Origin of the sequence: Simiaoa sunii, assembly GCF_014337175.1 — a bacterium.
GTDB lineage: Bacteria > Bacillota > Clostridia > Lachnospirales > Lachnospiraceae > Acetatifactor > Acetatifactor intestinalis.
The window spans coordinates 2,066,995-2,092,086 of sequence record NZ_CP060633.1 but is presented as its reverse complement, the minus strand read 5'-3'; the positions used below and the strand labels follow the sequence as shown (position 1 = coordinate 2,092,086).

General features: G+C 48.6%; 19 protein-coding genes. 18 read left to right on the top strand and 1 reads right to left on the bottom strand.

The features are described from left to right. The first annotated feature begins 63 nt into the window (after positions 1–63). The 7 genes from gap to H9Q77_RS09625 all read left to right on the top strand — a co-directional run bounded on the left by gap (position 64) and on the right by H9Q77_RS09625 (position 7,576). On the top strand, positions 64–1,077 hold the full coding sequence (gene gap / locus H9Q77_RS09655) for a type I glyceraldehyde-3-phosphate dehydrogenase (protein ID WP_022154143.1): 1,014 nt from the start codon (positions 64–66) through the stop codon (positions 1,075–1,077). Positions 1,078–1,170: 93 nt separating this feature from the next. Further along, the gene (locus H9Q77_RS09650) at positions 1,171–2,394 is read left to right on the top strand and encodes a phosphoglycerate kinase (RefSeq protein WP_118537302.1); all 1,224 of its coding nucleotides are present in this window, start codon (positions 1,171–1,173) and stop codon (positions 2,392–2,394) included. Between the two features lie 124 nt (positions 2,395–2,518). After that, the gene (gene tpiA, locus H9Q77_RS09645; protein WP_118546081.1) at positions 2,519–3,268 is read left to right on the top strand and encodes a triose-phosphate isomerase; all 750 of its coding nucleotides are present in this window, start codon (positions 2,519–2,521) and stop codon (positions 3,266–3,268) included. 277 nt (positions 3,269–3,545) lie between these two features. Beyond that, positions 3,546–4,844, top strand: a complete 1,299-nt coding sequence (locus tag H9Q77_RS09640) for an amidohydrolase family protein (protein WP_118546083.1) — start codon at positions 3,546–3,548, stop codon at positions 4,842–4,844. Between the two features lie 11 nt (positions 4,845–4,855). Then, the gene (locus H9Q77_RS09635; protein WP_022154139.1) at positions 4,856–5,392 is read left to right on the top strand and encodes a DUF3877 family protein; all 537 of its coding nucleotides are present in this window, start codon (positions 4,856–4,858) and stop codon (positions 5,390–5,392) included. Between the two features lie 132 nt (positions 5,393–5,524). After that, entirely contained in the window at positions 5,525–6,619 is a 1,095-nt protein-coding gene (locus H9Q77_RS09630; protein ID WP_118546085.1) for a hypothetical protein, read from the top strand. A 27-nt stretch (positions 6,620–6,646) separates the two neighbouring features. After that, positions 6,647–7,576, top strand: coding sequence for a TPM domain-containing protein (locus H9Q77_RS09625; RefSeq protein ID WP_118546087.1), 930 nt, complete (start codon positions 6,647–6,649; stop codon positions 7,574–7,576). Between the two features lie 112 nt (positions 7,577–7,688). On the opposite strand, the gene rpsT is transcribed toward H9Q77_RS09625, so the two are convergent. Then, positions 7,689–7,967 carry a 30S ribosomal protein S20 gene (gene rpsT / locus H9Q77_RS09620; RefSeq protein ID WP_205839428.1) on the bottom strand — a complete coding sequence of 93 codons (279 nt, stop codon included), beginning with the start codon at positions 7,965–7,967 and terminating at the stop codon, positions 7,689–7,691. Positions 7,968–8,139: 172 nt separating this feature from the next. On the opposite strand from rpsT, the gene gpr reads away from it, so the two are divergent. From gpr to H9Q77_RS09565, 11 genes are all read left to right on the top strand, one after another. After that, a complete protein-coding gene (gene gpr / locus H9Q77_RS09615) occupies positions 8,140–9,063 on the top strand; it encodes a GPR endopeptidase (RefSeq protein ID WP_022154135.1) in 924 nt (307 codons plus the stop codon). A gap of 43 nt (positions 9,064–9,106) precedes the next feature. Further along, positions 9,107–10,279 (top strand): stage II sporulation protein P, encoded by a 1,173-nt coding sequence (gene spoIIP, locus H9Q77_RS09610; protein ID WP_118546089.1) that lies wholly within the window; start codon positions 9,107–9,109, stop codon positions 10,277–10,279. 94 nt (positions 10,280–10,373) lie between these two features. Then, positions 10,374–12,191 (top strand): translation elongation factor 4, encoded by a 1,818-nt coding sequence (gene lepA / locus H9Q77_RS09605; RefSeq protein ID WP_022154133.1) that lies wholly within the window; start codon positions 10,374–10,376, stop codon positions 12,189–12,191. 23 nt (positions 12,192–12,214) lie between these two features. Then, a complete protein-coding gene (hemW, locus tag H9Q77_RS09600) occupies positions 12,215–13,369 on the top strand; it encodes a radical SAM family heme chaperone HemW (RefSeq protein ID WP_118546091.1) in 1,155 nt (384 codons plus the stop codon). A gap of 78 nt (positions 13,370–13,447) precedes the next feature. Beyond that, positions 13,448–14,083, top strand: coding sequence for an RNA polymerase sporulation sigma factor SigK (sigK, locus tag H9Q77_RS09595; RefSeq protein WP_022154131.1), 636 nt, complete (start codon positions 13,448–13,450; stop codon positions 14,081–14,083). 80 nt (positions 14,084–14,163) lie between these two features. After that, entirely contained in the window at positions 14,164–15,237 is a 1,074-nt protein-coding gene (locus H9Q77_RS09590; protein ID WP_118546093.1) for an HD domain-containing protein, read from the top strand. Positions 15,238–15,253: 16 nt separating this feature from the next. Continuing rightward, positions 15,254–16,306 carry a type IV pilus twitching motility protein PilT gene (locus H9Q77_RS09585; RefSeq protein WP_118546095.1) on the top strand — a complete coding sequence of 351 codons (1,053 nt, stop codon included), beginning with the start codon at positions 15,254–15,256 and terminating at the stop codon, positions 16,304–16,306. 227 nt (positions 16,307–16,533) lie between these two features. Further along, on the top strand, positions 16,534–18,078 hold the full coding sequence (locus tag H9Q77_RS09580; RefSeq protein WP_118550908.1) for a YifB family Mg chelatase-like AAA ATPase: 1,545 nt from the start codon (positions 16,534–16,536) through the stop codon (positions 18,076–18,078). A gap of 15 nt (positions 18,079–18,093) precedes the next feature. Beyond that, positions 18,094–19,242, top strand: coding sequence for a DNA-processing protein DprA (dprA, locus tag H9Q77_RS09575; protein WP_249325326.1), 1,149 nt, complete (start codon positions 18,094–18,096; stop codon positions 19,240–19,242). Positions 19,243–19,303: 61 nt separating this feature from the next. Beyond that, positions 19,304–20,371 (top strand): flavodoxin-dependent (E)-4-hydroxy-3-methylbut-2-enyl-diphosphate synthase, encoded by a 1,068-nt coding sequence (gene ispG / locus H9Q77_RS09570; protein ID WP_118550910.1) that lies wholly within the window; start codon positions 19,304–19,306, stop codon positions 20,369–20,371. 5 nt (positions 20,372–20,376) lie between these two features. After that, positions 20,377–24,978, top strand: coding sequence for a PolC-type DNA polymerase III (locus H9Q77_RS09565; RefSeq protein WP_249325324.1), 4,602 nt, complete (start codon positions 20,377–20,379; stop codon positions 24,976–24,978). Positions 24,979–25,092: the final 114 nt, after the last annotated feature.

The window sequence follows — 25,092 nt, the reverse complement described above, 5'->3', positions numbered from 1 at the left end:
TGACAATCTGTGAATCACAGTAAGTCAAAAGATATAAAATTAATATTTTAGGAGGAAACTAAAATGGCAGTAAGAGTAGCAATTAATGGTTTCGGCCGTATCGGTCGTCTTGCATTCAGACAGATGTTCGATGCAGAAGGATATGAAGTAGTAGCAATCAACGATTTAACCAGCCCTAAGATGCTGGCACATCTGTTGAAGTATGATTCTTCTCAGGGTGTTTACAAGTATGCAAGCACCGTTGAGGCTGGCGAGGACAGCATCACCGTTAACGGCAAGACCATCACCATCTACAAAGAGGCTGACGCAAGCAAGCTTCCTTGGGGTGAATTAAAGGTTGATGTAGTTCTGGAGTGTACCGGATTCTACACCTCTAAGGAGAAGGCTTCCGCACATATCACTGCCGGTGCCCGTAAAGTTGTTATTTCTGCTCCCGCAGGTAACGACCTTCCTACCATCGTATACAATGTTAACCACAAGACCCTGAAGCCCGAAGATACCGTTATCTCCGCAGCTTCCTGCACCACCAACTGCTTAGCACCTATGGCTAAGGCTCTGAACGATTGCAGACCTATCATGAGCGGTATCATGACCACTGTTCACGCTTATACCGGTGACCAGATGATCCTTGACGGACCTCAGAGAAAGGGCGATCTGAGAAGAAGCCGTGCAGGCGCTTGCAACATCGTTCCCAACTCTACCGGTGCAGCTAAGGCAATCGGCCTGGTAATTCCCGAACTGAACGGCAAGCTGATCGGCTCCGCTCAGCGTGTTCCGACCCCTACCGGTTCTACCACCATTCTGGTAGCAGTAGTTAAGGGCGCTGTAACCAAGGAAGAGATCAACGCAGCAATGAAGGCTGCTTCTACCGAGTCCTTCGGTTACAACACCGATGAGATCGTATCTTCCGATATCGTAGGCAGCACCTACGGTTCCATCTTCGATGCAACTCAGACCATGGTTGCTCCTATGGAAGATGGCAATACTCAGGTACAGGTTGTATCCTGGTATGATAACGAGAACAGCTACACCTCTCAGATGGTTCGTACCATCAAGTACTTCAGCGAGTTAGCATAAGCCGACAGGCGTTAACGCGTAAAGACCTATCAGGGTCCGGTCTTACAAGGACCGGGCCCTTTTTAGATACTAAAATAATTGGAGGTTAATACCATGGGATTAAATAAGAAATCTGTAGATGACATTAACGCAAAGGGAAAGAGAGTCCTGGTAAGATGCGACTTTAACGTTCCCTTAAAGAACGGTGAGATCACTGACGATACCCGTATCGTTGCAGCTCTGCCTACCATCAAGAAGCTGATAGGCGATGGCGGCAAGGTAATTCTTTGCTCTCATCTGGGTAAGGTAAAGAATGGCCCCAACGAAGGCGAATCTCTGGCACCTGTTGCCAAGAGACTGTCCGAGAAGCTGGGCAAAGAGGTTACTTTCGTAGCTGACTACAATGTAACCGGCGAAGCAGCTACCAAGGCTGTTGAGAACATGAAGGAAGGCGACGTTGTTCTGCTTCAGAATACCCGTTTCCGTGGCGCAGAAGAGACCAAGAACGGTGAGAAATTCAGCAAAGAACTGGCTGACCTGGCTGATCTGTATGTATGTGATGCATTCGGCTCTTCTCACAGAGCACATGCTTCCGTAGCAGGCGTTACCAAGTTCATCACCGCTAAGGGTGGTCAGAACGTAGTAGGTTACCTGATGGAGAAGGAGATCAACTTCTTAGGTAAGGCTGTAGAAGATCCCGTAAGACCTTTCGTAGCTATCCTGGGTGGTGCTAAGGTTGCAGACAAGCTGAACGTTATCTCCAACCTGTTAGAGAAGTGTGATACCCTGATCATCGGTGGTGGTATGGCTTACACCTTCTTAAAGGCAAAGGGATATGAAATCGGTAAGTCTCTGGTAGATGATACCAAGATCGACTACTGTAAGGAAATGATGGAAAAGGCTGAGAAGCTGGGCAAGAAGCTGTTACTGCCTGTTGATTCCGTAACCATCGCTGATTTCCCTAACCCGATCGATGCTCCTGTTGAGGTTCAGGTATATGATGTTACCAACATGCCCGCAGACAGAGAGGGGTGCGATATCGGACCCAAGACCGCAGCTCTGTATGCTGAGGCTGTTAAGACTGCTAAGACCGTTGTATGGAACGGACCTATGGGTGTATTCGAGAATCCTACCCTGGCAGCAGGTACCATCGCTGTAGCGAAGGCTCTGGCTGAGACCGATGCAACTACCATTATCGGTGGTGGTGACTCCGCAGCAGCTGTTAACCAGCTTGGTTTCGCTGACAAGATGAGCCACATCTCTACCGGTGGCGGAGCTTCCCTGGAGTTCCTGGAAGGCAAAGAGCTTCCCGGCGTGGCAGCAGCAGACGACAAATAAGAATAAAGAAATACTAAGGCGTCAAAAGTACGCCGCCTAAGTATTTCTAAGTTATTCTGAGGAGAATGCCTCAGGCATTCTCCGGTATACGATAAGAACGATAAAAAATAAGAGGTGTATGGTTATGGCAAGAAAGAAGATCATTGCCGGCAACTGGAAGATGAACATGACTCCCAGCCAGGCAGTAGAACTGATCAATACTTTAAAGCCCCTCGTAGCAAATGATGAAGTAGACGTACTGCTGTGCGTTCCCGCAATCGACATCATTCCCGCTATGGAGGCAGCAAAAGGTTCCAATATCATGATTGGTGCCGAGAATATGTACTTCGAGGAGAAGGGTGCTTTCACCGGCGAGATTTCTCCCGCAATGTTAGATGATGCAGGTGTGAAGTATGTGATCATCGGTCACTCCGAGAGAAGAGAGTACTTTGCAGAGACTGATGAGACCGTGAACAAGAAAGTCCTCAAGGCTTTCGAACATGGCATTACTCCCATCATCTGCTGTGGTGAGACTTTGACGCAGAGAGAGCAGGGCGTTACCATCGACTTCATCCGTCAGCAGATCAAGATCGCATTCCTGAATGTAACTGCCGCACAGGCAGCAACCGCTGTGATCGCATACGAGCCCATCTGGGCGATCGGTACCGGCAAAGTAGCTACTACCGAGCAGGCACAGGAAGTATGTAAGGCAATCCGTGAGTGCATCGCTGAGATCTATGATGATGCAACCGCAGCAACTATCCGTATCCAGTACGGCGGATCCGTATCTGCTTCCAGCGCTCCCGAACTGTTTGCACAGGCTGACATCGACGGTGGTCTGGTAGGTGGCGCTTCCCTGAAGGCTGACTTCGGACAGATCGTAAACTATAAGTAATAGAACAATTGCACAAAAAATAAGGGCTCAAAACCCTTGAAAAAAGAGGATTCTTTGTTGAAAGCCAACAATGGAATCCTCTTTTGTTATGTTATATAATCTAATAAGTATCACCTTTTTCTATCACTAAACTATCATCAGGAATGGCGGGTTATGCCATTTTCTTACGTAGATTACGGCAGATAGATTAAAATGAATGTGGTTGCGGCTGGGGATTAATACGGTATAATTTCAGTATCTGGAAGTCTGAGACACATGGAAAGGCAGGGAACGCTTTATGAAATATGTATTTACAAATGGAAAAATCTTAAACGGTACAAAAGACATGCAGGTACAGGAGGGGCAGGTCATTCTGGTGGAAAATGAGAGGATTACAGAGATTCTGCCAGCGGAAGAAGCCGGGAAACGAAACCTGAAGGCTTCCGGGTATGAAGAGATCGACCTGCAGGGAAAATATATCCTGCCCGGACTGATCAATATGCATGTACATCTGGCGGGTAACGGAAAGCCGCAGAAGAAGCAGAGAGACAATGAAGCGTTGGTGAAAAAGATCATGAGCAATGGTCTGACCAAAGCGATCGCCTATCACATGGTCTGTGGCTTTGCCAAAGACGAGCTGTACAGTGGTGTGACCACGATCCGTACCGTGGGAGGCCTGGGAGATTTTGATACCAGACTGCGGGATGACATTGCCGCAGGCAAAAAGCCAGGGCCCAGAATCCTCGCAGCGAACGAAGGCATCTCTGTCCCCGGCGGACATATGGCCGGCTCCGTGGCAATCGCGGCAGGCAGCATCGAAGAAGCTTTGCAGCATTTGGAAATTGCCAAAGCACAGAAGGTGGATCTGGTAAAACTCATGATCACCGGCGGCGTACTGGATGCGAAAGAAAAAGGGGTGCCCGGTGAATTAAAAATGGCTCCCGAAATGGTAAAGGCAGTCTGCGATAAAGCGCATGCCATGGGATATAAGGTAGCGGCTCATGTGGAGTCTCCTAAGGGGGTAAAAGTTGCTCTGCAGAATGGGGTAGACTCTATCGAACACGGTGCAAAAGCGGACGAAGAGATGATAGCGCTTTTTAAGGAACACAATGCATTTCTGTGTACTACATTGTCTCCGGCGCTTCCTTATGCACTGTTCGATCGTTCCATTACTAATGCTTCCGAAGTGGAACAGTTTAACGGCAATGTGGTATTTGAAGGTATCATTGACTGTGCGAAGGCGGCGATCGCCAACGATATTCCTGTGGTACTGGGCAATGATGTGGGATGCCCCTGGATCACCCAGTATGATTTCTGGAGAGAATTATACTACTTCCACAAGTATGTGGGAGTCTCCAATACTTTTGCACTGTACACCGCTACCTGCCGGGGCGCCGAAATGGCAGGCATCGGAGATATCACCGGTACACTGGACCCCGGTAAATGCGCGGATATGATCGTGGTGGAGAAGAATCCTTTGGAGGACATAAGGGCACTTCGTAATGTGGATATGGTTGTGTCGCAGGGGAAAGTGCTCCGTTCCCCGAAGGTGAAGAAAAAGCAGATCGTAGAGACGGAACTGGACAAATTTTTATAAGGAAATAGCATATGACTTTTGATAAATTAGAGAAAAATCTTATGGATGTGATCCAGGAGGAACAGGCTAAGTTAGGGTTTCGCAGAGAGAAAATCCGCCTGTATTATCCTTTAACTACATTGAATCATTTACTGGATACTGAAGATACGGCCGAACAGATGGAAATCACACTTGCCGGACAGCCGGAGAGTATGACGCGGAAGCTTGGAAACCTTGATGTTACCCGCAGAGGAGACCGCTTCTGTCTCTGTATTCCGGAGGAGGGCAGTGCTTATGTCCATGAGCATTTTGCGGAGACAGGATTTATCTATGAATTGATCCGGCTGATCGGTGAACATGATTGTAAGCTCGAGGATATACGACGGTTATTTTTAAGTCACTCCGAGAATATTTATGTGGAAGAGATGCAGGGTGAGGATTTTGATGTTATGATCCGTTTCCCGGAAGGGATGGGGGACCCTTATTGCTATTGCTTTCGTGACGAAGGGTGTCATGTGATCTATCACCGTTTTCTGCCGGAAGATTATGCGGAGCTGATGAAAGCGTGAGATAGCAGGGGAGCGAACGATAAGAAAAGATTAAGTGCAATTTTAGCATATGGAAATACGTCAGAATGTATGGTAAGATATAGGAAGTTCCATTAAGAAAAATGTCGTAAAAGGCAGAAGACGAGGGGTAAGATGATCTTTAAGTGTAAAAACTGTGGCGGTAATGTGGTCTACAGCCCGGAGAGAAAGAAAATGTTCTGTCCTTTCTGTGAGAGCGAGGACAGTGAAGAACGCCAGGATGGCGTGATCGAGACGAGCGGTGACGAAAACAGTATTGCGTCGGAAGCGTCCCAGGCAGCAGGAGCAGATCAACCGGAAGGAAAGCTGTCGGCAGCCGAAGGGGAAGCCCTGAAAAAGGTGAATAAGGTATGTCCAAACTGTGGTGGTGAAATACCAATGACAGCGAGTACCTCCGCAACTCAGTGCCCCTACTGCGACAACTATGTGATCGTAGACGATCAGATAGCCGGAAGCTATACACCGCATATGCTGATACCGTTCCGTATGGGTAAGGAAGGCTGCAAAAAGCTGATTCGTGATAAATTTGAAAAATGTATTTTTGCACCGACAGATTTTCTGTCTGAGGTGAGACTGAATGGTATCCACGGTGATTATGTACCATTCTGGTTTTATGATTATGATACCAATTGTACATTCCACGGAGAAGGTACCAAGGTGCGTAGCTGGACTACCGGTAATACCCAATATACCGAGACTTCTTATTACGATATTGTCCGGGATATGGATATTAATTTTGACAATATTCCGGTGGATGCATCCATCGGAATGCCGGATGATGTCATGGATCTGATGGAGCCTTTTGATTATAAGGAACTTCAGGAGTTCAAACCGGAGTACCTGTCCGGATTTTACAGTGAGCGTTACAATATGACCTCCGATCTGGTGGAGAGCCGGGCGAAGGCGAAGATGCAGGAAGATGCGCAGAAGATGCTGCATGACAGCTATTCCGGTTATTCCAGCGTCCGCAAACTGGGAGAAAATATCAGCGTAACAGGCAGTGAGGTAAATTATGGACTTCTGCCGGTATGGAAGTATGATTATACCTATAAAGGGAAAGAGTATCCTTTCTATGTGAACGGACAGACCGGTAAACTGGTAGGTACCGCACCGATTTCCAAAGCAAAGGTGTGGGCTTACGCAGGAACACTTGGTGTGACACTGGCGGCAATTTTATGCATGGTAAATGCGATTGCCAGTCTGCTGTAGAGATTATGAGGGAAGGATAACGGGACAATGGAAAAAGATATTAAGAGAGAAGCACTGAGACAGTACTTCAAATATTTTAAAATATGGTTTATCATTGCCGGAATATTGGCAGTGATCACTATCGGAGCGGCAGTTGTTCATGCACTTACGCCTAAGCCCGTACGGGGCAACGGTCAGGAGCCCACAGAGCGTGTATATGACTATGCGGATATGTTGACGGAGGAAGAGGAGCAGAGTCTGCGGGAATATATTGCGGAGTGTGAGGAGAAGATTCAGGCAGATATCGTCATCGTAACAATCTCCGAATCGGTAGAATATGATCTGCAGGATCCGGATCTTCCGGAGGCATTTCATGCGAAGGAGGTCGGCAGCACCGACTGGAGCACTGCTATGAGAGATCTGGCAGATAACTTCTATGATTACAATAATTACGGCTATAACAAGGTACATGGCAACGGCGTTCTGCTTCTGGATAATTCCTATGAGGGACAGAAGGGAAGCTGGCTGTCCACCTGCGGAAATGTCTATGATTATTTTGGTGATTATGAGATCGACCAGGCATTGTATGCAGTGGATGACTACATAGACGAAAGCCCCTACAGAGCATATAAGAATTGTATCAGTTATGTGACCCGGACCATGGAGGAGAGCCAGGAAAGCATGCCTATGACATTTGCTCCCTGGATCCTGGTAGGACTTGTGGTCGCTCTGATCTATGCAGCGGTGAACCTGCATCAGAACAAAGCGAAGGATACTACCGCAACAAACCAGTATGTCGACGGTAAAAAGCCAAAGATCAACGATACCAGAGATCAGTATCTGCGTAAGAATGTGGTTACCAGAAGAATCGAGACCAGCAGTAGCAGCGGAGGAAGCAGCCACCGCAGCGGAGGTCATGGCGGAAGCCACAGAAGTAGCAGCGGTGTCAGCCATGGTGGCGGTGGACACAGAAGATAACAAATATGTGCGGGCTTATCGCCCGCACATATTAAATTGCACAATAAAAGCACCTACATGACGGTATAGGTGCTTTTTGTATGCCTTAAATTCTGTATCAGTTCAAGAAAAATTAAGCCATTCCGTTAACAGCTTTGCTCAGACGGGAAATCTTTCTTGCCACGTTGTTCTTGTGGTAAACGCCCTTAGAAGCAGCCATCTCGATGGTCTTGGTAGCAGCGGTCAGTTCAGCCTTTGCAGCTTCCTTGTCGCCGGACTCAACTGCGGCGTATACCTTCTTGATAGCGGTCTTAACGCCGGAACGGATAGCTTTGTTTCTGTCAGCTCTTGTGCGGGATACTAAAATTCTCTTTTTTGCAGATTTAATGTTAGCCAAGTCGTACACCTCCATAATGTATACAATAAAATTATAATTTACAAGAAATGTTTCACTTTAGCCAGACACGGAAGACTAACGTAAACATACTATTGTAGTTTAGACAATCTGCCGCCTTTTGTCAATACATATTTTGCGTTTTTTTGTAAAAAATATATTGCCAAGAAAGGCAGGCAGAGAGTGTAAAATGGATAATTTTCAGATCAGAACGGACCTTGCCCTGGAGGCAAGAGAAAGCGTCAACGAGGAAGAAAGTAAATTACGGGGTGTGTCGGTGGAAGAACACTACGAGGAAGAGGCGGATCTTCGTATCACTAAGGTTACGATCGATACGAAAAATGCAGAGAAAATGCTGGGAAAACCCATGGGAGTCTATGTGACGATGGAGGCTCCGGCGATGGTGGAGCCGGATGATGATTATCATCGGGAGATTTCAGAAGCACTGGCGGAAGAACTTCTGAAAATGATGCCGCAGGAACAGGAAGAACAGTCGGTACTGGTGGTGGGCCTGGGCAACAGAGAAGTGACTGCGGATGCACTGGGACCTCAGGTGGTAGATAACCTCCTGATCACCAGACATGTAGTGAAAAATTATGGTAAGGCAGCATATAACTGCACCCGGATGAATCTTGTCAGCAGCATTGAGCCGGGAGTCATGGCCAAGACCGGCATGGAGACAGCGGAAATCATAAGCGGAGTTGTAAAAGAGACCGGACCGGATGTACTGATCGTTGTGGATGCGCTGGCTGCCCGCAGTACCAGAAGACTGAACCGAACGATCCAGATTACCAATACCGGGATCCAGCCGGGCTCCGGTGTGGGAAATCATCGTAATGCACTGACACAGGAAACACTGGGAGTGCCGGTGATAGCTATAGGAATTCCTACGGTAGTGGATGCAGCTACCATTGTAGGGGATGCCCTGGAAAAACTGATGAGTGGCGAGAAGGAATTTGATGCGGTGAAATATATGGGACAGCATAGAATGGCATTTGCGGAACTGAACAATATGTATATGACGGGAAAAGATATTGATTCTGTAGTGAAGAGGGTCAGCTATACTGTGTCCGAAGGAATCAATATAGCCATGGAAAAATCATTTGTGGTATAACGAATCAAAGAAAACGTGCCGGCATATATATAGGGGAGAACGTATGGGAAGGGGAGTGGCGGCAGTAAAAATGAGTCAAAGGAACATGCATCGTACGGCGTTGCTCCTTATGGTCGGAAGCGGAATTTTGCTGACGGCCGGAAACGGAACGGATGCTTATCCGATCGTTGGGTATTTTCAGGCGGTTGCAGCCTCTGAAGACAGCACGGGAATATTGTTGGAACAGTCGGTACAGGGACTGGTGCCCCTGCTGGGATACGGAGATATTCGGGAAACGCGGACACAGCCGCCGGAGGATGAGTCTACGTGGCATACATTGACAACGGAAGAATTGTTGGGAGCAGATGGAATTCTTCCGCAATCCAGTGGAAAGGAAACACAGGAGGTGGCGGAACCGGCGGAGAGTACTTCCGCAACAGCCGGCGGAGAATTTGTTCCGGCCGGCAGACAGATGCAGATTGACCTTGCACAGTTAAAGGACTACGAATCACTGGTAGGAAATTTTTATGCAATAGATGCCAATACCATGATAGGAAGCGATCAACTATCCGTGGATAAGTTTATGGAAATCGATATGACCATGGCGAAACAGGAGGGAGAAGGTCCACAGATCCTGATCTATCACACCCATTCCCAGGAGGCATTTGCAGATTCTGTGCCGGGAGATGTGAACACAGGCATTGTGGGAGTGGGAGAATATCTGACACAGGTGCTTACGGAACAATACGGCTACCGGGTACTTCATCATACCGGACAGTATGATGTGGAAACCAGAGACAATGCTTATTCCAGGGCGCTTCCGGAAGTGGAACAGCTACTTGCAAAGAATCCGTCCATTCAGGTGGTGATAGATCTGCACAGAGATGAAGTGGCGCAGGACACCAGACTGGTGACGGAACTGCAGGGCAGACCCACCGCTAAATTTATGTTCTTTAACGGACTCAGCCGCACGCGCAAGACAGGAGATATCGATTATCTCCGGAATGAGAATCAGGAGGCAAATCTGGCATTTTCTTTTCAGATGCAACTGAAGGCAGCGGAGTATTACCCGGGTCTGACCCGCAGAATCTATTTGAAGGGATACAGATACAATATGCATCTGTGCCCCAGGACGCTTCTGGTGGAACTGGGAGCGCAGAATAATACATATGAGGAAGCCATCAATGCCTGTGATCCGCTGGCACATATTTTGGATATGGTCCTTGGAGGGGAATGATCTGATTTACGAATCGAAGCAAAAACATAGACAAGAATGCGGATTTTATGCTACAATCGTTAGATGCAAGAATATGTCAGGAATGGAGAGTAGTATGACAGCGATAGATCAGAGCAAGATCCGCAATTTTTGTATTGTGGCACATATAGATCATGGAAAATCCACTTTGGCAGACCGCATTATTGAGAAGACCGGTCTGCTGACCAGCAGAGAAATGCAGGCACAGGTTCTGGATAATATGGATCTGGAGAGAGAGCGTGGCATCACCATCAAGGCACAGGCAGTACGCACGGTATATCAGGCGCAGGACGGAGAAGAGTATATCTTTAACTTGATCGATACTCCGGGACATGTGGACTTTAACTACGAAGTCAGCCGTTCTCTGGCGGCCTGCGACGGCGCGATCCTGGTGGTGGATGCGGCACAGGGCATTGAGGCACAGACACTGGCGAATGTCTATCTGGCACTGGATCATGACCTGGATGTCTTCCCGGTCATCAATAAGATCGACCTGCCCAGTGCGGATCCCCAGAGAGTGATTGAGGAGATCGAGGATGTTATCGGCATCGAGGCACAGGATGCACCGCTGATATCCGCAAAAAACGGTATCGGCATTGAGGAAGTGTTAGAGCAGATCGTGAAGAAAATTCCCGCACCAAAGGGCGATCCAACGAATCCTCTACAGGCGCTGATATTTGATTCCGTGTATGATTCCTACAAGGGTGTCATTATCTTCTGCCGTGTCATGGAAGGTACCGTGAAAAAGGGCACTGTCATCCGCATGATGGCTACCGGAGCCAGGGAGGAAGTAGTGGAGGTCGGATACTTCGGCGCCGGTCAGTTTATTCCCTGCGAAGAGCTTTCCGCGGGAATGGTAGGTTATATTACCGCTTCCATTAAAAATGTAAAAGATACCGCAGTGGGTGATACGGTGACAGACGATAACAATCCCTGTGCAGTGCCCCTGCCCGGTTATAAAAAAGTCCAGTCCATGGTGTATTGCGGTCTGTATCCCGCAGACGGCTCCAAATACCCAGATCTGAGAGATGCCCTGGAAAAATTACAGTTAAACGATGCGTCCCTGTTTTATGAACCGGAGACCTCCGTGGCATTGGGATTTGGTTTCCGCTGCGGATTCCTGGGACTGTTGCATTTGGAGATTATTCAGGAGCGTCTGGAACGAGAGTATAATCTTGATCTGGTGACCACTGCTCCCGGAGTAGTCTATAAGGTACACAAGACCAATGGGGAAGTGATCGAACTGACCAATCCGTCCAATCTGCCGGATCCTTCCGAGATCGAATACATGGAGGAGCCTGTGGTAAATGCGGAGATTATGGTAACCTCTGAATTTATCGGATCTATTATGGAATTGTGCCAGGAGCGTCGCGGCAAGTATCTTGGCATGGAATATATCGAAGGCACCAGAGCATTGTTAAAATACGAATTGCCTTTGAACGAGATTATTTACGATTTCTTTGATGCACTGAAATCCCGCTCCCGCGGTTATGCTTCTTTTGATTATGATCTGAAGGGTTATGAGAGATCCAATCTGGTGAAGCTGGACATTCTGATCAACCGCGAGGAAGTGGATGCACTGTCCTTCATTGTCTGTGCGGACTCCGCCTATGAGAGAGGCCGTAAGATGTGTGAGAAATTAAAGGATGAGATTCCGAGACACCTCTTCGAGATTCCCATTCAGGCAGCTATCGGCGGCAAGGTGATCGCCAGAGAGACCGTAAAGGCTATGCGTAAGGATGTGCTGGCAAAATGCTACGGCGGTGATATTACCCGTAAGAAAAAGCTGCTGGAGAAGCAGAAAGAGGGTAAAAAGCGTATGCGGCAGTTCGGTAACGTAGAGATCCCGCAGAAAGCATTTATGAGCGTTTTGAAACTGGATGACAAGAATTAACCATAATTTATTGAAGGAGTAATATGAATCAGAAGGAACTGGAAATATATATTCATATTCCCTTTTGCATAAAAAAGTGCAGCTATTGTGACTTTCTGTCTGCTCCTGCTACGGAGCAGACGGTAGAGTCCTATATGGCTGCACTTTTTGCCGAAATCGAAGGGAAGTCCGGTAAATATCGGGATCGCAGAGTGGTGTCAGTGTTTATTGGTGGAGGAACGCCGTCGCGGCTTACCGGAGAGCAGATGGGGAAGCTGATGGCGTGTATCAGACGGCATTTTTCCCTGGATCCGGCGGCAGAGATCACGACGGAAGTAAATCCGGGAACCGTGTCAGAGGAAAAGTTACGTACCTTTCGTAAAGCAGGGATCAATCGCCTGAGCATCGGAATGCAGTCTGCACAGGATGAAGAACTACGTGAACTCGGCAGGATCCATGATTTTGCCAGATTTCTTGAAGCATATGAAGCAGCGGTGCAGGCAGGATATACGAATATCAATGTGGATGTTATGAGCGGATTGCCGGGACAGACGCTTGAAAGTCTACGGGATACCCTGGGGAAACTATTGGCACTCCGGCCTATGCCACAGCATGTTTCGGCATATAGTCTGATCGTGGAGGAGGGAACCCCTTTTGCGAGGATGGCGGAGCGGGGAGAATTACAGCTGCCGGAGGAAGATACGGAGCGGGCAATGTATGAGGAGACCAGGGAGATACTGGCAAAATATGGATTTCATCGTTATGAGATATCCAATTATGCCAGGGATGGGTATGAGTGCCTTCATAATGTCGGTTACTGGATCCGCAGGGATTATCTGGGCTTCGGCATTGGCGCGGCATCGCTGGTTGATAATGTGAGATTCCAGAATGGGCGGGATCTTATCACATATTTGGAGAATCCGCAGGATTGCCGGGAAGAAGAACAGGTGCTTACGGAGCAGGAGCAGATGGAGGAGACCATGTTTTTGGGACTGCGTCTGATCCGGGGAATCTCCTATGAACAGTTTGAAAAACAGTATGGCAGAAGTCTTCCCGAGGTATATGGACCGGTGATCACGCAGAATATTGCAGACGGCTTACTCCGGGAATACACAGAGGAGTCAGGGGAGAGATTTCTGGCACTTACGGAAAAGGGACTGGATGTAAGCAATTATGTGATGGCACAGTTTTTATTCTGAGGTCTGTGAGGACTGACAGGCACTTGTGGACAGAACAACACATAAAATAACATAAGCAACTGTCCACGGAGGTGCTTTTTGAAGACCTTTCAGCAACCCTTAACCGCAGGAGAAGAAGCTTATTATATCCGTTTACTCAGGGAAGGTACCGTGGAAGAAGCCATACAGGCGAAAGAAATTCTGGTGGAGAGGAATTTACGCCTGGTGGCGCATATCGCCAAAAAATACCAGAATGTGGAAGAGGATATGGAGGACCTGATCTCCATCGGATGTATCGGACTGATCAAAGCAGTGAATTCTTTCGATTCCGGAAAAGGCAGGCTGGCTACGTATGCCTGTCGTTGTATCGATAATGAACTTCTGATGATGCTGCGAAGCCGTAAAAAGCTGTCCAGGGAAGTATCTCTATATGAACCGATCGGTCAGGATAAGGAAGGCAATGCTATTCACCTCCTGGATGTGATCGAAGAGAAACAGAAGGATATCGTGGAGGATATGGAGCTCGGAAGAAATATCAGACGCCTGTTTTCGGCCCTTGATCACTGCCTGTCAGACAGAGAATACCGGATTCTTGTAATGCGTTACGGCCTGCGGGGGCAGAAAGAACATACGCAGCAGGAGGTCGGAGATATTCTTGGAATCTCCAGAAGCTATGTGTCCCGTATGGAAAAAAGAGCGCTGCATAAGCTTGCATCTAAGCTTCGGGAAGACTAAACACAATCTTGTCAATTATTAGACACTGTGATATATTTATTTTTGTAAGTACGTTTGGATAAGAGGGGGGAATATCGGGGATGCATTTTGTGAAAACGGAAGAATTAAAGACGGGAATGCGTCTTGCCAGACCTATATATAATAAGAAAAGTATTCTTTTGTTTGACAGGAATTCTCTTTTGTCGGTACAGGCAATAGAGAGCATACGCAATTTCGGTCTGATCGGTGTCTATGTTTTAGAGCCTGCGGAACCGCTACCTCCCATGACGCAGGAGGATCTGGAATTTGAGCGGTTCCAGATCAAGGCGGTCAGTGCGATCGAAGAAGAGCTGGATCGCATTCTGAAGACCAGAAAACAGAGCAGGATCCAGACGATTGCGGATATGGTGATCCGCAACTACGGACATTTGGATGAGAAGATTAATTTTTATCAGAATCTGAGAAGCCTGGAAGATTATGTTTCCAGACATTCCCTGAATGTGGCAATACTCTGTGCCATGATTACCCATGTAATGAATATTCGAAGAGAGGAACAGTATCATACCGTATGTGCGGCCCTTCTTCATGATATGGGAAAACTGAAAAAACATGAGGATGTATATTTCGGAGCTCCTTATTCCAGAGAAGACGCGATCAGAAATTGTGAGACCCAGGAAGAGGCTTACAGCGTGATCGAAGATGCATTTGCGACGGAGGGACCCGCTATACGCCGGATCTGCCAGCAGGCGGCGGGAAAGCAGCTGGATCTCTTCCCGGAAGAAGGAAAAGAAAGCAGATATAAAATGCTGGAGGGATCCAATGTATTGCTGGTGGCGAACCGCTATGATGAGATTACCGCGATGACACTGCAGGGAACGGCCCAGTCAGAAGTGAAGGCAGCCCAGGAACTGCTGGAACATCCGGAAGTGTACGACCCGGAGACGGTGCAGGCATTATTAAGATCCATTAATATTCTGCCGCCCGGGGCAAGCGTAGAACTCAGTACCGGAGAAAAGGCGCTTGTTTTGAGTGAAAATGAAGAGAATGTGCTGCGTCCCACAGTGGTAAGCTTCCGTGACAACAGTATTTTGAATCTTGCTTTGCCACAGAATGAGGATATACAGATCGTTGATGTCATGAAGACAATGGATAACAGATATATACTGAAGAAATAAGAAATGAGGAAAAAATATGCCGACAATCGAAGAAATACTCAGAGCTGCCAAAGAAGCCGGAGCAAGTGATGTGCATCTTACGGTAGGTATTCCTCCCAAAATGCGGGTGAACGGTAATCTGATCACGATGGATTATCCCAAAATGCTGCCTGCGGATACCCTGGAGGTGCTGGTCAACATCATGACAGAAGTGCAGAGGGAGCGTTTTGAGGAACGGGGAGAATATGATATGTCGTTCTCTATTCCGAACTGTGGACGTTATCGTGTCAATGCGTATAAACAAAGGGGATCTGTTGCCCTGGCATTCCGTCTGGTGGGAACCAAGGTACCTTCACCGGAGGAACTGGGAGTACCGGAATCGGTGATTGATCTGTATCAGCGCAAACGTGGACTGGTGTTGGTCACCGGTCCTACCGGAAGCGGTAAATCTACCACACTTGCTGCCATTATAGATAAGATCAATAATAACAGGGATGCTCACGTGATTACCCTGGAGGACCCCATCGAGTACCTGCACCAGCATAAAATGTCCATGGTCAATCAGCGTGAGATCGGTATTGATTCCAACAATTATGCCAATGCCTTAAGGGCAGCTCTCCGTGAAGATCCGGATGTTATCCTCGTGGGAGAAATGCGTGATTTTGAGACGATCAGTGTAGCGATCACCGCGGCGGAGACGGGACATCTGGTATTGTCAACATTGCATACCATCGGTGCAGCCAGCACGGTAGACCGTGTCATTGATGTATTCCCGCCGCACCAGCAGCAACAGATCCGGGTACAGCTGTCCAATACACTGGAAGCCGTTATTTCCCAGCAGCTGATACCTACGGCAGACGGAAAACATCGTGTAGCGGCGTTTGAGGTCATGCATGCGAACCATGCAGTACGCAATCTGATCCGTGAGGGAAAGTCCCATCAGCTGGCAAGTGTCATGCAGACCAACCGCAAGCTGGGGATGATCACCATGGACGAGGCAATTGTCCAATTGTATTTTGAAGGCAAGATCGACAGAGAGCATGCCATCCAGTTCGCACAGGATCCGGACAACATGGAAAATAAGATCTGATCCTGAGGATCATAAAATGATAATCACCGTTAACGATTCAGAGTCCCGCTTCATAGGAATGAGAACAGGCTCTGAATCGTTGCGGAAATCAAATTTCGAAAAGCTAATTTCCAAGGAAAATTTCTAATACAAAATTCTTTTATTGCCCATCGGGCATTTCGCAGAGTTTCTGCATTTCGTTGGTTACCCAATTTTTATCACAAAATTTATATACAAGGAGGTAGTTTATGTTTTCGACAATTGATTCCGGTGCAGTCTGCGGATTGCAAGCGTACCTGGTCCGCGTGGAGGTGGATCTGGCTGGGGGATTGCCCTCTTTTCAGATGGTGGGTTCTTTGGGGAGTGAGGTGAGAGAATCCCGGGAGAGAGTGTGTGTCGCCATGAAAAATTCGGGGTTTCAGATTCCGCCCTGCCATATAACAGTGAATCTTGCACCGGCAGGCAGGCGCAAGGACGGAACGGCATTTGATCTGCCTATTGCTGTAGGCTTGTTAAAAGATATGGAGCTTCTCACGGAGGAGGCGGTACGGGATACGCTGTTTTTGGGAGAACTGGGACTGAACGGTGAGATCAAAAGAGTTAAAGGAGTGCTGCCTATTGTTCGGGAAGCAGCAGACAAGGGAATCGGCAGAGTGATCGTTCCCCGGGAAAACGCATTGGAGGCAGCGGTGATCCCGGGGATTACGGTATGGGGTGTCGGGGAACTGGGAGAGCTTATTATGGCTCTGCTGCATCCGGATGCGGAAAATGAAAAAATATACAAACCCAGAATCCGGGCAGAAGAACTGTTACAGAAAAAGAAAGCAGACAGAAGAGGAGACTTTAAAGAGGTGTCGGGGCAGGAGAGTGCCAGGAGAGGTGCAATGATCGCGGCAGCGGGATTCCATAACCTGCTGATGATGGGACCGCCGGGGGTGGGAAAATCCATGATTGCCGGGAGAATTCCGGGGATATTACCGTCCCTTACACTGGAGGAGAGTCTGGAGGTAACCAGTATTTACAGTGTGGCGGGGTTACTTACTCCGGAACAGGCGCTGATCACGGAGAGACCTTTTTACGCACCTCACCATACAGTCACTGCAGCGGCACTGATCGGCGGCGGAAATGCCTATCCCAGACCCGGAATGGTATCTCTGGCACATCGGGGCGTGTTGTTTTTGGACGAGCTTCCTGAATTTCAGCGGACGGTGCTGGACAGTATGCGGCAACCGTTGGAAGAACGCAGGGTACAGATTGCCAGGGCGTCGGGAGTGGTAACTTTTCCGTCGGATTTTATGCTGGTGGCTGCCATGAACCCCTGTCCCTGCGGATATTATCCGGATCGGAACAAATGCCGCTGCACACAGCCGCAGATAGAAAAATATCTCGGAAAAGTATCGGGACCGCTATTGGACCGTATTGATCTGTGCGTGGAACTGCAACCGGTGGATATTTTGCATTTACAGACAAAAATCACAGGAGAAAGCAGTGAACAGATGCGGGAGAGAATCGAAAGAGCCAGAAAAATGCAGGAGAAGAGGTATGCGGGAACAGAGTATCGCTTCAATGGGGATGTATCATCGGCAGATGTGGATCATTATTGTAGTCTGGGAGAAACGGAGAAAAATGTCATGGAACAGCTGTACCATACGTTGGAACTGAGCGCCAGGGCATATCATCGGATTTTGAAGACCGCCAGAACGATTGCCGATCTGGAGGAACAGGAAAACATTGCAAAAGAACATCTTCTGGAGGCAGCCTGCTATCGCCCCTCCGGAGAGTACTGGGGATAGAAGGGAGAGCCGGAGATGACAGAGACGGAGAGAATGTATGCTTATTTTATATGCAGTATTCCCATGATCGGCGGGGTAAGAGCCGGTCAGTTGCTAAGCAGATTCGGGGACCCGCAGGGAGTCTATGAAGCCGGTACCGCCGGCTGGAGGGAGATATTGAATGATTCTGTTGTGGAGTATATGGACAGACAGAAAAAAAGCGGTAATCTTGAAGAAGAATATCACAGCTTAGGAGAAAAACAGATCGGACTGGTATTACAGGAGGAAGAGGGATTTCCACAGAAACTGCTGGAAATCCCGGACCCACCCTACGGCTTGTTTTATAAAGGGAAATTACCGGAACAGAAACAGCCGTCGGTGGCAGTCATCGGAGCCAGAGAGTGTTCGGAATACGGACGTTTTGTGGCGGAAGAACTGGGCAGATACCTCGGTAGTCAGGGAATACAGGTCATCAGCGGAATGGCAAGGGGAATCGATGGGATCAGCCAGCAGGCAGCGCTTTTGGCAGGAGGGACATCCTACGGAGTGCTGGGATGCGGAGTGGATATCTGTTATCCCAGCCAGAACAGGAAATTGTACGAGGAACTGATACAAAAAGGGGGTCTGTTGTCCACTTATGCGCCGGGGACAAAGGCACTGCCGGCATATTTTCCCCCGAGGAACCGTATCGTCAGCGGGTTGGCGGATGCGTTGATCGTCATAGAAGCCAGACAGAAAAGCGGGACGTTAATTACCGTGGATATGGCGCTGGAGCAGGGGAAGGATGTTTATGTGGTTCCCGGCAGAATCACGGACAGACTCAGTGACGGCTGTAACCGCCTACTGACACAGGGGGCGGGGGTGTTCCTGTCACCGGAGAGCTTTACGGAGGAATTTATGAGGAACTGGGAAGAAAAGCAGGAGCTTTCATCGCCGGATCCGGCGCAGAAAATAAGAGGCAGACGAAAGAGCCGGAAACGGATAGAAAAGCTGGAGGAGCCTTTGCGTCAGGTGTACAAATTGTTGGATTGTGTGCCGAAATCGACGGAGATTATTTTGCAGGAGGCATGGAAGAAAGGAGAATATATAGATATTGTCACGTTGCACCGGAGACTGATGGAATTGGAACTGATGGGATATGTAAAGCAGAATACCCCGGGGTATTTTGGTACTTCTGCGAATTGACAAGGGTTTTAGATCGGGGGTATAGTTAAGAATACAGACGCAAGAAAGGCAGGGTAACCCTATGAACGATAAAGATACTTACAGAATGCATACAAAAGTCATACAGATCGGAGACCGTAAGATCGGCGGCGGCAATCCTATCGCCATCCAGTCCATGACCAATACGAAGACGGAAGATGTGAAAGCTACGGTGGAACAGATCCTGCGACTGGAAAAGGCAGGCTGCGAGATCATCCGTTGTACGGTACCTACCTTAGAGGCGGCAGCAGCCATCCGTGAGATCAAGAAGCAGATTCATATTCCTCTGGTAGCGGATATTCATTTTGACTACCGTATGGCGCTGGCTGCCATCGAGAACGGTGCGGACAAGATACGTATCAACCCCGGCAATATCGGAAGTACGGAGCGGGTGAAGGCTGTGGTGGATGCGGCGAAGGAGCGGAATATCCCCATACGTGTCGGTGTCAACAGCGGCTCCCTGGAGAAGCCGTTAATAGAGAAATACGGTGGTGTGACAGCGGAAGGCATTGTGGAGAGCGCACTGGATAAGGTGCACATGATCGAAGACTTAGGATATGACAATCTGGTCATCAGTATCAAGTCTTCGGATGTATTAATGTGCGTGAAAGCCCATGAACTGCTGGCAGGGAAGACTGTATATCCGCTGCATGTGGGCATTACCGAGTCCGGTACAGTCAACAGCGGCAATATTAAATCTGCCATTGGTCTGTCCCTGATCTTAAGCCAGGGCATCGGGGACACGATCCGTGTATCCCTGACCGGAGACCCTGTGGAGGAGATCAAGTCCGCGAAGCTGATCCTGCGTACCCTGGGACTCAGAAAGGGCGGCATCGAAGTCGTATCCTGCCCTACCTGTGGCAGAACCCAGATCAATCTGATCGACCTGGCGACCAGGGTGGAAAAGCTGGTGGAAGATTATCCGCTGGATATTAAGGTGGCAGTCATGGGCTGCGTGGTAAACGGTCCCGGAGAAGCAAAAGAAGCGGATCTGGGAGTAGCGGGAGGCATCGGAGAGGGCCTGCTGATCAAACACGGAGAGATTATAAAAAAGCTTCCGGAGGATCAGCTGCTCCCCGCCTTAAAAGAGGAATTGGATCATTGGAGTTAAAATAGATGAGTAAACCTTTTTTTGAAGTATTTCCGAATTTACAGTTGCATACGGATATTCATGACCTGATGGGTCAGACAGAAGTAGAGAGAGTCTCGGCGACAAAGCGCAGAGACTTTCTTCGGGTGTATTTAAAAAGTACCCGTCTGATTCAGAAAGCAGATATCTGGACCGCGGAACAGGAGATTAAAAAGCAGTTGTTTCCGGATGCCAACCTGACGGTAAAAATATACGAAAAATTTGAACTTTCTTCCCAATACAATCCGGAAAAGCTGATGGATATCTATAAGGAAAGTATTCTGGAGGAATTTCGGGAATACAGTCATATCCAGTACAACGCCCTGAAGACGGCCAGAATCGAGTATCCTGCGGACAATGAAATGCTGATAACGATGGAGGATACGGTGCTGAACCGCAGTATGGAAGGAGAGATATTACAGATCCTTGAGAAGATACTGGTGGAACGCTGTGGATTCTCTGTGAAGCTCCATGCAGCCTATGTGGAAAAAGAGGCCGGAAGATTCAAAGAGGAAGAGGAAGCTAAGATCCGCATGAAGGTAGATGCCATCTACAGCCGCACCAGAGGCAGGAAGGAAGAGGCTGTGGACAGCACAGCGCCTGCGCAGGACACAGAGCAGGAAAATACACAGAGCCCGGAGGTGAAAAAGACAGACAATTCCGGCAAGGCAAAAAGCGAACCGGCAGGTGGCGTGACCAAGAGTTTCCAAAGTGGCGGCCGTGGCGAGTTCAAACGCGGAGAATTCAAAAAAGGAGAGTTTCGTAAGGGCGGCAGTTTTGAAAAGGGTGCCCTGAAGAGATCGGACAATCCCGATGTGATCTACGGCAGAGATTTTGAAGAGGAAGCCATGAAGATCGAGGAATTGATCGGTGATATGGGGGAAGTGACCATCCGCGGAAAAGTACTGTCTGTGGATACCAGGGATATTAAGAATGAAAAGACCATCATTATCTTCAATATGTCCGATTTTACCGATACCATGACTATCAAAATGTTCGTGCGTACGGAACAGGTGAAGGAAGTGACCGGGGATATTAAGCCGGGAGCCTTTTTAAAGGTAAAGGGAATCTGTATGATGGATAAGTTTGACCATGAACTGGCAATCGGCTCCATCGCGGGGATCAAGAAGATCCCTGATTTTACCAATACAAGAATGGATACTTCCGCCCGAAAACGTGTGGAGCTGCACTGCCATACCAAAATGAGTGATATGGATGGTGTCTCAGAGGCAAAAGATATCGTAAAACGTGCCTATAAATGGGGACATCGTGCCATCGCCATCACAGATCACGGCGTGGTACAGAGTTTTACCGATGCCAATCATGTCTGGGACGATCTGTGGAAAGCGGAAAAGGGCAAGCGAAAAGAAGCCGGAGACGAGAATCCGGACAAGCAGGACTTTTTCAAAATTATCTATGGAGTAGAGGCATACCTGGTGGATGATCTGAAGGAGATCGTGACCAATGATAAGGGGCAGAGTCTGCACGAGGATTATGTGGTGTTCGATATCGAGACCACAGGATTCTCCCCCGTGAATAACCGGATCATTGAGATCGGTGCGGTCAAGGTGTCCGGCGGAGAGATCGTGGATCGTTTTTCCACTTTTGTCAATCCGGATGTGCCCATTCCTTTTGAAATCGAGAAGCTGACAAGTATCCGGGATGAGGATGTCATGGACTCTCCGCAGATCGATGTGATTCTGCCGCAATTTTTGCAGTTTTGTGAGGGCTGTATCATGGTGGCACACAATGCCGGCTTCGATATGAGCTTCATTATGGAGAACTGCAGAAGGCTGGGATATCCGCAGGAGTTTACCTATGTGGATACCGTGGGCATCTCCAGAGTACTGTTGAAGAATCAGTCAAAGCATACCCTGGATGCGGTGGCGAAGACTTTGGGGATATCCCTGGAGAATCATCACCGGGCCGTGGATGATGCGGAGTGTACGGCACATATTTTTGTGAAATTTATGAAAATGCTCGAGGAGCAGGATATCCATAATCTGACGGAAGTCAATGCACTGGGGGCATCCAGTGTGGATGCTGTGAAAAAAATGCCCTCCTACCATGCCATTATTTTAGCAAAAAATGATCTGGGGCGCATCAACCTCTACCGGTTGGTGTCCCAGTCACATCTGACCTATTTCAACAAGCATCCCCGGATTCCCAAGAGCCTGATCCTGAAATACAGAGAGGGTCTGATCCTGGGAAGTGCCTGCGAAGCGGGAGAGCTGTACCGTGCCCTGCTGGACGGACAGTCGGATGCGCAGATCGCCAGGCTGGTAAAATTCTATGATTACCTGGAGATCCAGCCCTGTGGCAACAATAAGTTCATGATCGCTTCGGAGAAAATCCGGACGGTCAATTCCATAGAGGATATCCAGAATATCAACCGCAGGATCGTGGAACTGGGAGAACAGTTCCACAAGCCCGTAGTGGCTACCTGTGATGTACATTTTCTGGATCCCGAGGATGAAGTATACCGTCGTATTATTATGGCGGGCCGAGGATTTGATGATGCGGATGAACAGGCACCGCTTTTTTTACATACCACAGAAGAAATGCTGGAAGAGTTCTCCTATCTGGGCAGTGATAAGGCGGAAGAGATCGTCATTACCAATACGAATATGATCGCGGATATGATCGAGACCATTGCACCGGTGCGCCCGGACAAGTGTCCCCCGGTCATTCCGGACAGTGATAAGACACTGACGGAGATCTGTTACAACAGGGCCCATGAGATCTATGGACCCAATCTGCCACAGATCGTAGAGGCAAGACTGGAGAAGGAATTGAACTCCATTATCAAAAACGGATTTGCCGTAATGTACATCATTGCGCAGAAGCTGGTATGGAAGTCAGTGGAGGATGGATACCTGGTAGGTTCCCGTGGATCCGTAGGAAGCTCCTTTGTGGCGACTATGGCGGGAATCACGGAGGTCAATCCCTTAAGTCCCCATTATTATTGCAGCAAGTGTCATTATGTGGATTTCGACAGTGAAGAGGTCAAAGCCTACGCCGGTAAAGCGGGAATCGATATGCCGGACAAGGTCTGCCCGGTGTGTGGAGAGAAGCTTCATAAGGATGGCTTTGATATTCCTTTCGAGACGTTCCTGGGATTCAAGGGAGATAAGGAGCCGGATATCGACCTGAACTTCTCCGGTGAGTACCAGTCCAAGGCGCATAAATACACGGAGGTTATCTTCGGCGCAGGACAGACTTTCCGTGCCGGAACCATTGCAACCCTGGCGGACAAGACTGCTTTCGGTTATGTGAAGAATTATTTTGAAGAACGTGGCATTCATAAGCGGACCAGCGAGATCGACCGTATCGCTTCCGGATGTACCGGAGTGCGGCGAAGTACCGGTCAGCATCCCGGCGGTATTGTTGTATTGCCTCTGGGGCAGGATATTAACTCCTTCACCCCGGTACAGCATCCGGCGAATGATATGACCACGGATACCATAACCACACACTTTGACTACCATTCCATCGACCATAACCTGTTGAAACTGGATATTCTGGGACACGATGATCCTACCATGATCCGTATGCTGCAGGATCTGACGGGGAGAGATCCCTTGACGATCCCGCTGGATGGACAGGATGTTATGAGTCTGTTCCAGAACACGGACGCGTTAGGCATCACCCCGGAACAGATCGGTGGAACAAAGTTAGGAGCATTAGGCATTCCGGAGTTCGGTACAGACTTCGCTATGCAGATGGTTATTGATGCGAAACCCAAGGCGTTTTCCGATCTGGTGCGTATCTCCGGTCTGTCCCACGGTACCAACGTATGGCTGGGCAATGCGCAGGATCTGATCATGAGCGGCGTGGCGACTATTTCCACGGCGATCTGTACCCGTGATGATATCATGCTGTATCTGATCCAGATGGGCGTGGAGTCGGAGAAGTCCTTCAAGATCATGGAGGCAGTACGTAAGGGTATGGTGGCGAAGGGAAAATGTGCCATGTGGGAAGAGTGGAAAGCGGATATGCTGGCGCATGACGTACCCCAGTGGTATATCGAATCCTGCCAGAAGATCGAGTATATGTTCCCGAAGGCACATGCGGCGGCGTACGTTATGATGGCATGGCGTATCGCTTATTGCAAGATCCATTATCCGTTAGCTTATTACGGTGCGTTTTTCAGTATCCGCGCCAAGGCATTTTCCTATGAGATCATGTGTCAGGGGCAGAGGCACTTGGAGAGCGTGATGGCAGAGTACAAAAAACGACAGGATACTCTTTCTAATAAGGAAAAAGATGCTATGGGTGATATGCGTATTGTGCAGGAGATGTATGCAAGAGGCTTCGAATTTGAACCCATCGACATCTTCCGTGCACAGTCCAGATCGTTCCAGATCGTGGATGGAAAATTAATGCCGTCCTTAAACAGTATCGACGGACTGGGAGAGAAGGCGGCAGATGCTATTGTGGAAGCTGCCAAGGACGGTCCGTTCCTCTCCAAAGATGATTTTCGTCAAAGAACTAAGGTTTCCAAGACGATAATTGACCTTATGGATTCGTTAGGATTATTAGGAGACCTGCCCGAGTCCAATCAGATCAGTATATTTGATCTGGTGTAACAGCTCAGCCATACCGTGCAGAACACACTGCGTGGACGCTTGCGTACAAAGCAGCGTGTTCCACACGGTATGAGCGGAGCGCCCGATCCATGAAGTAAAAGATGAGCCGCGCAA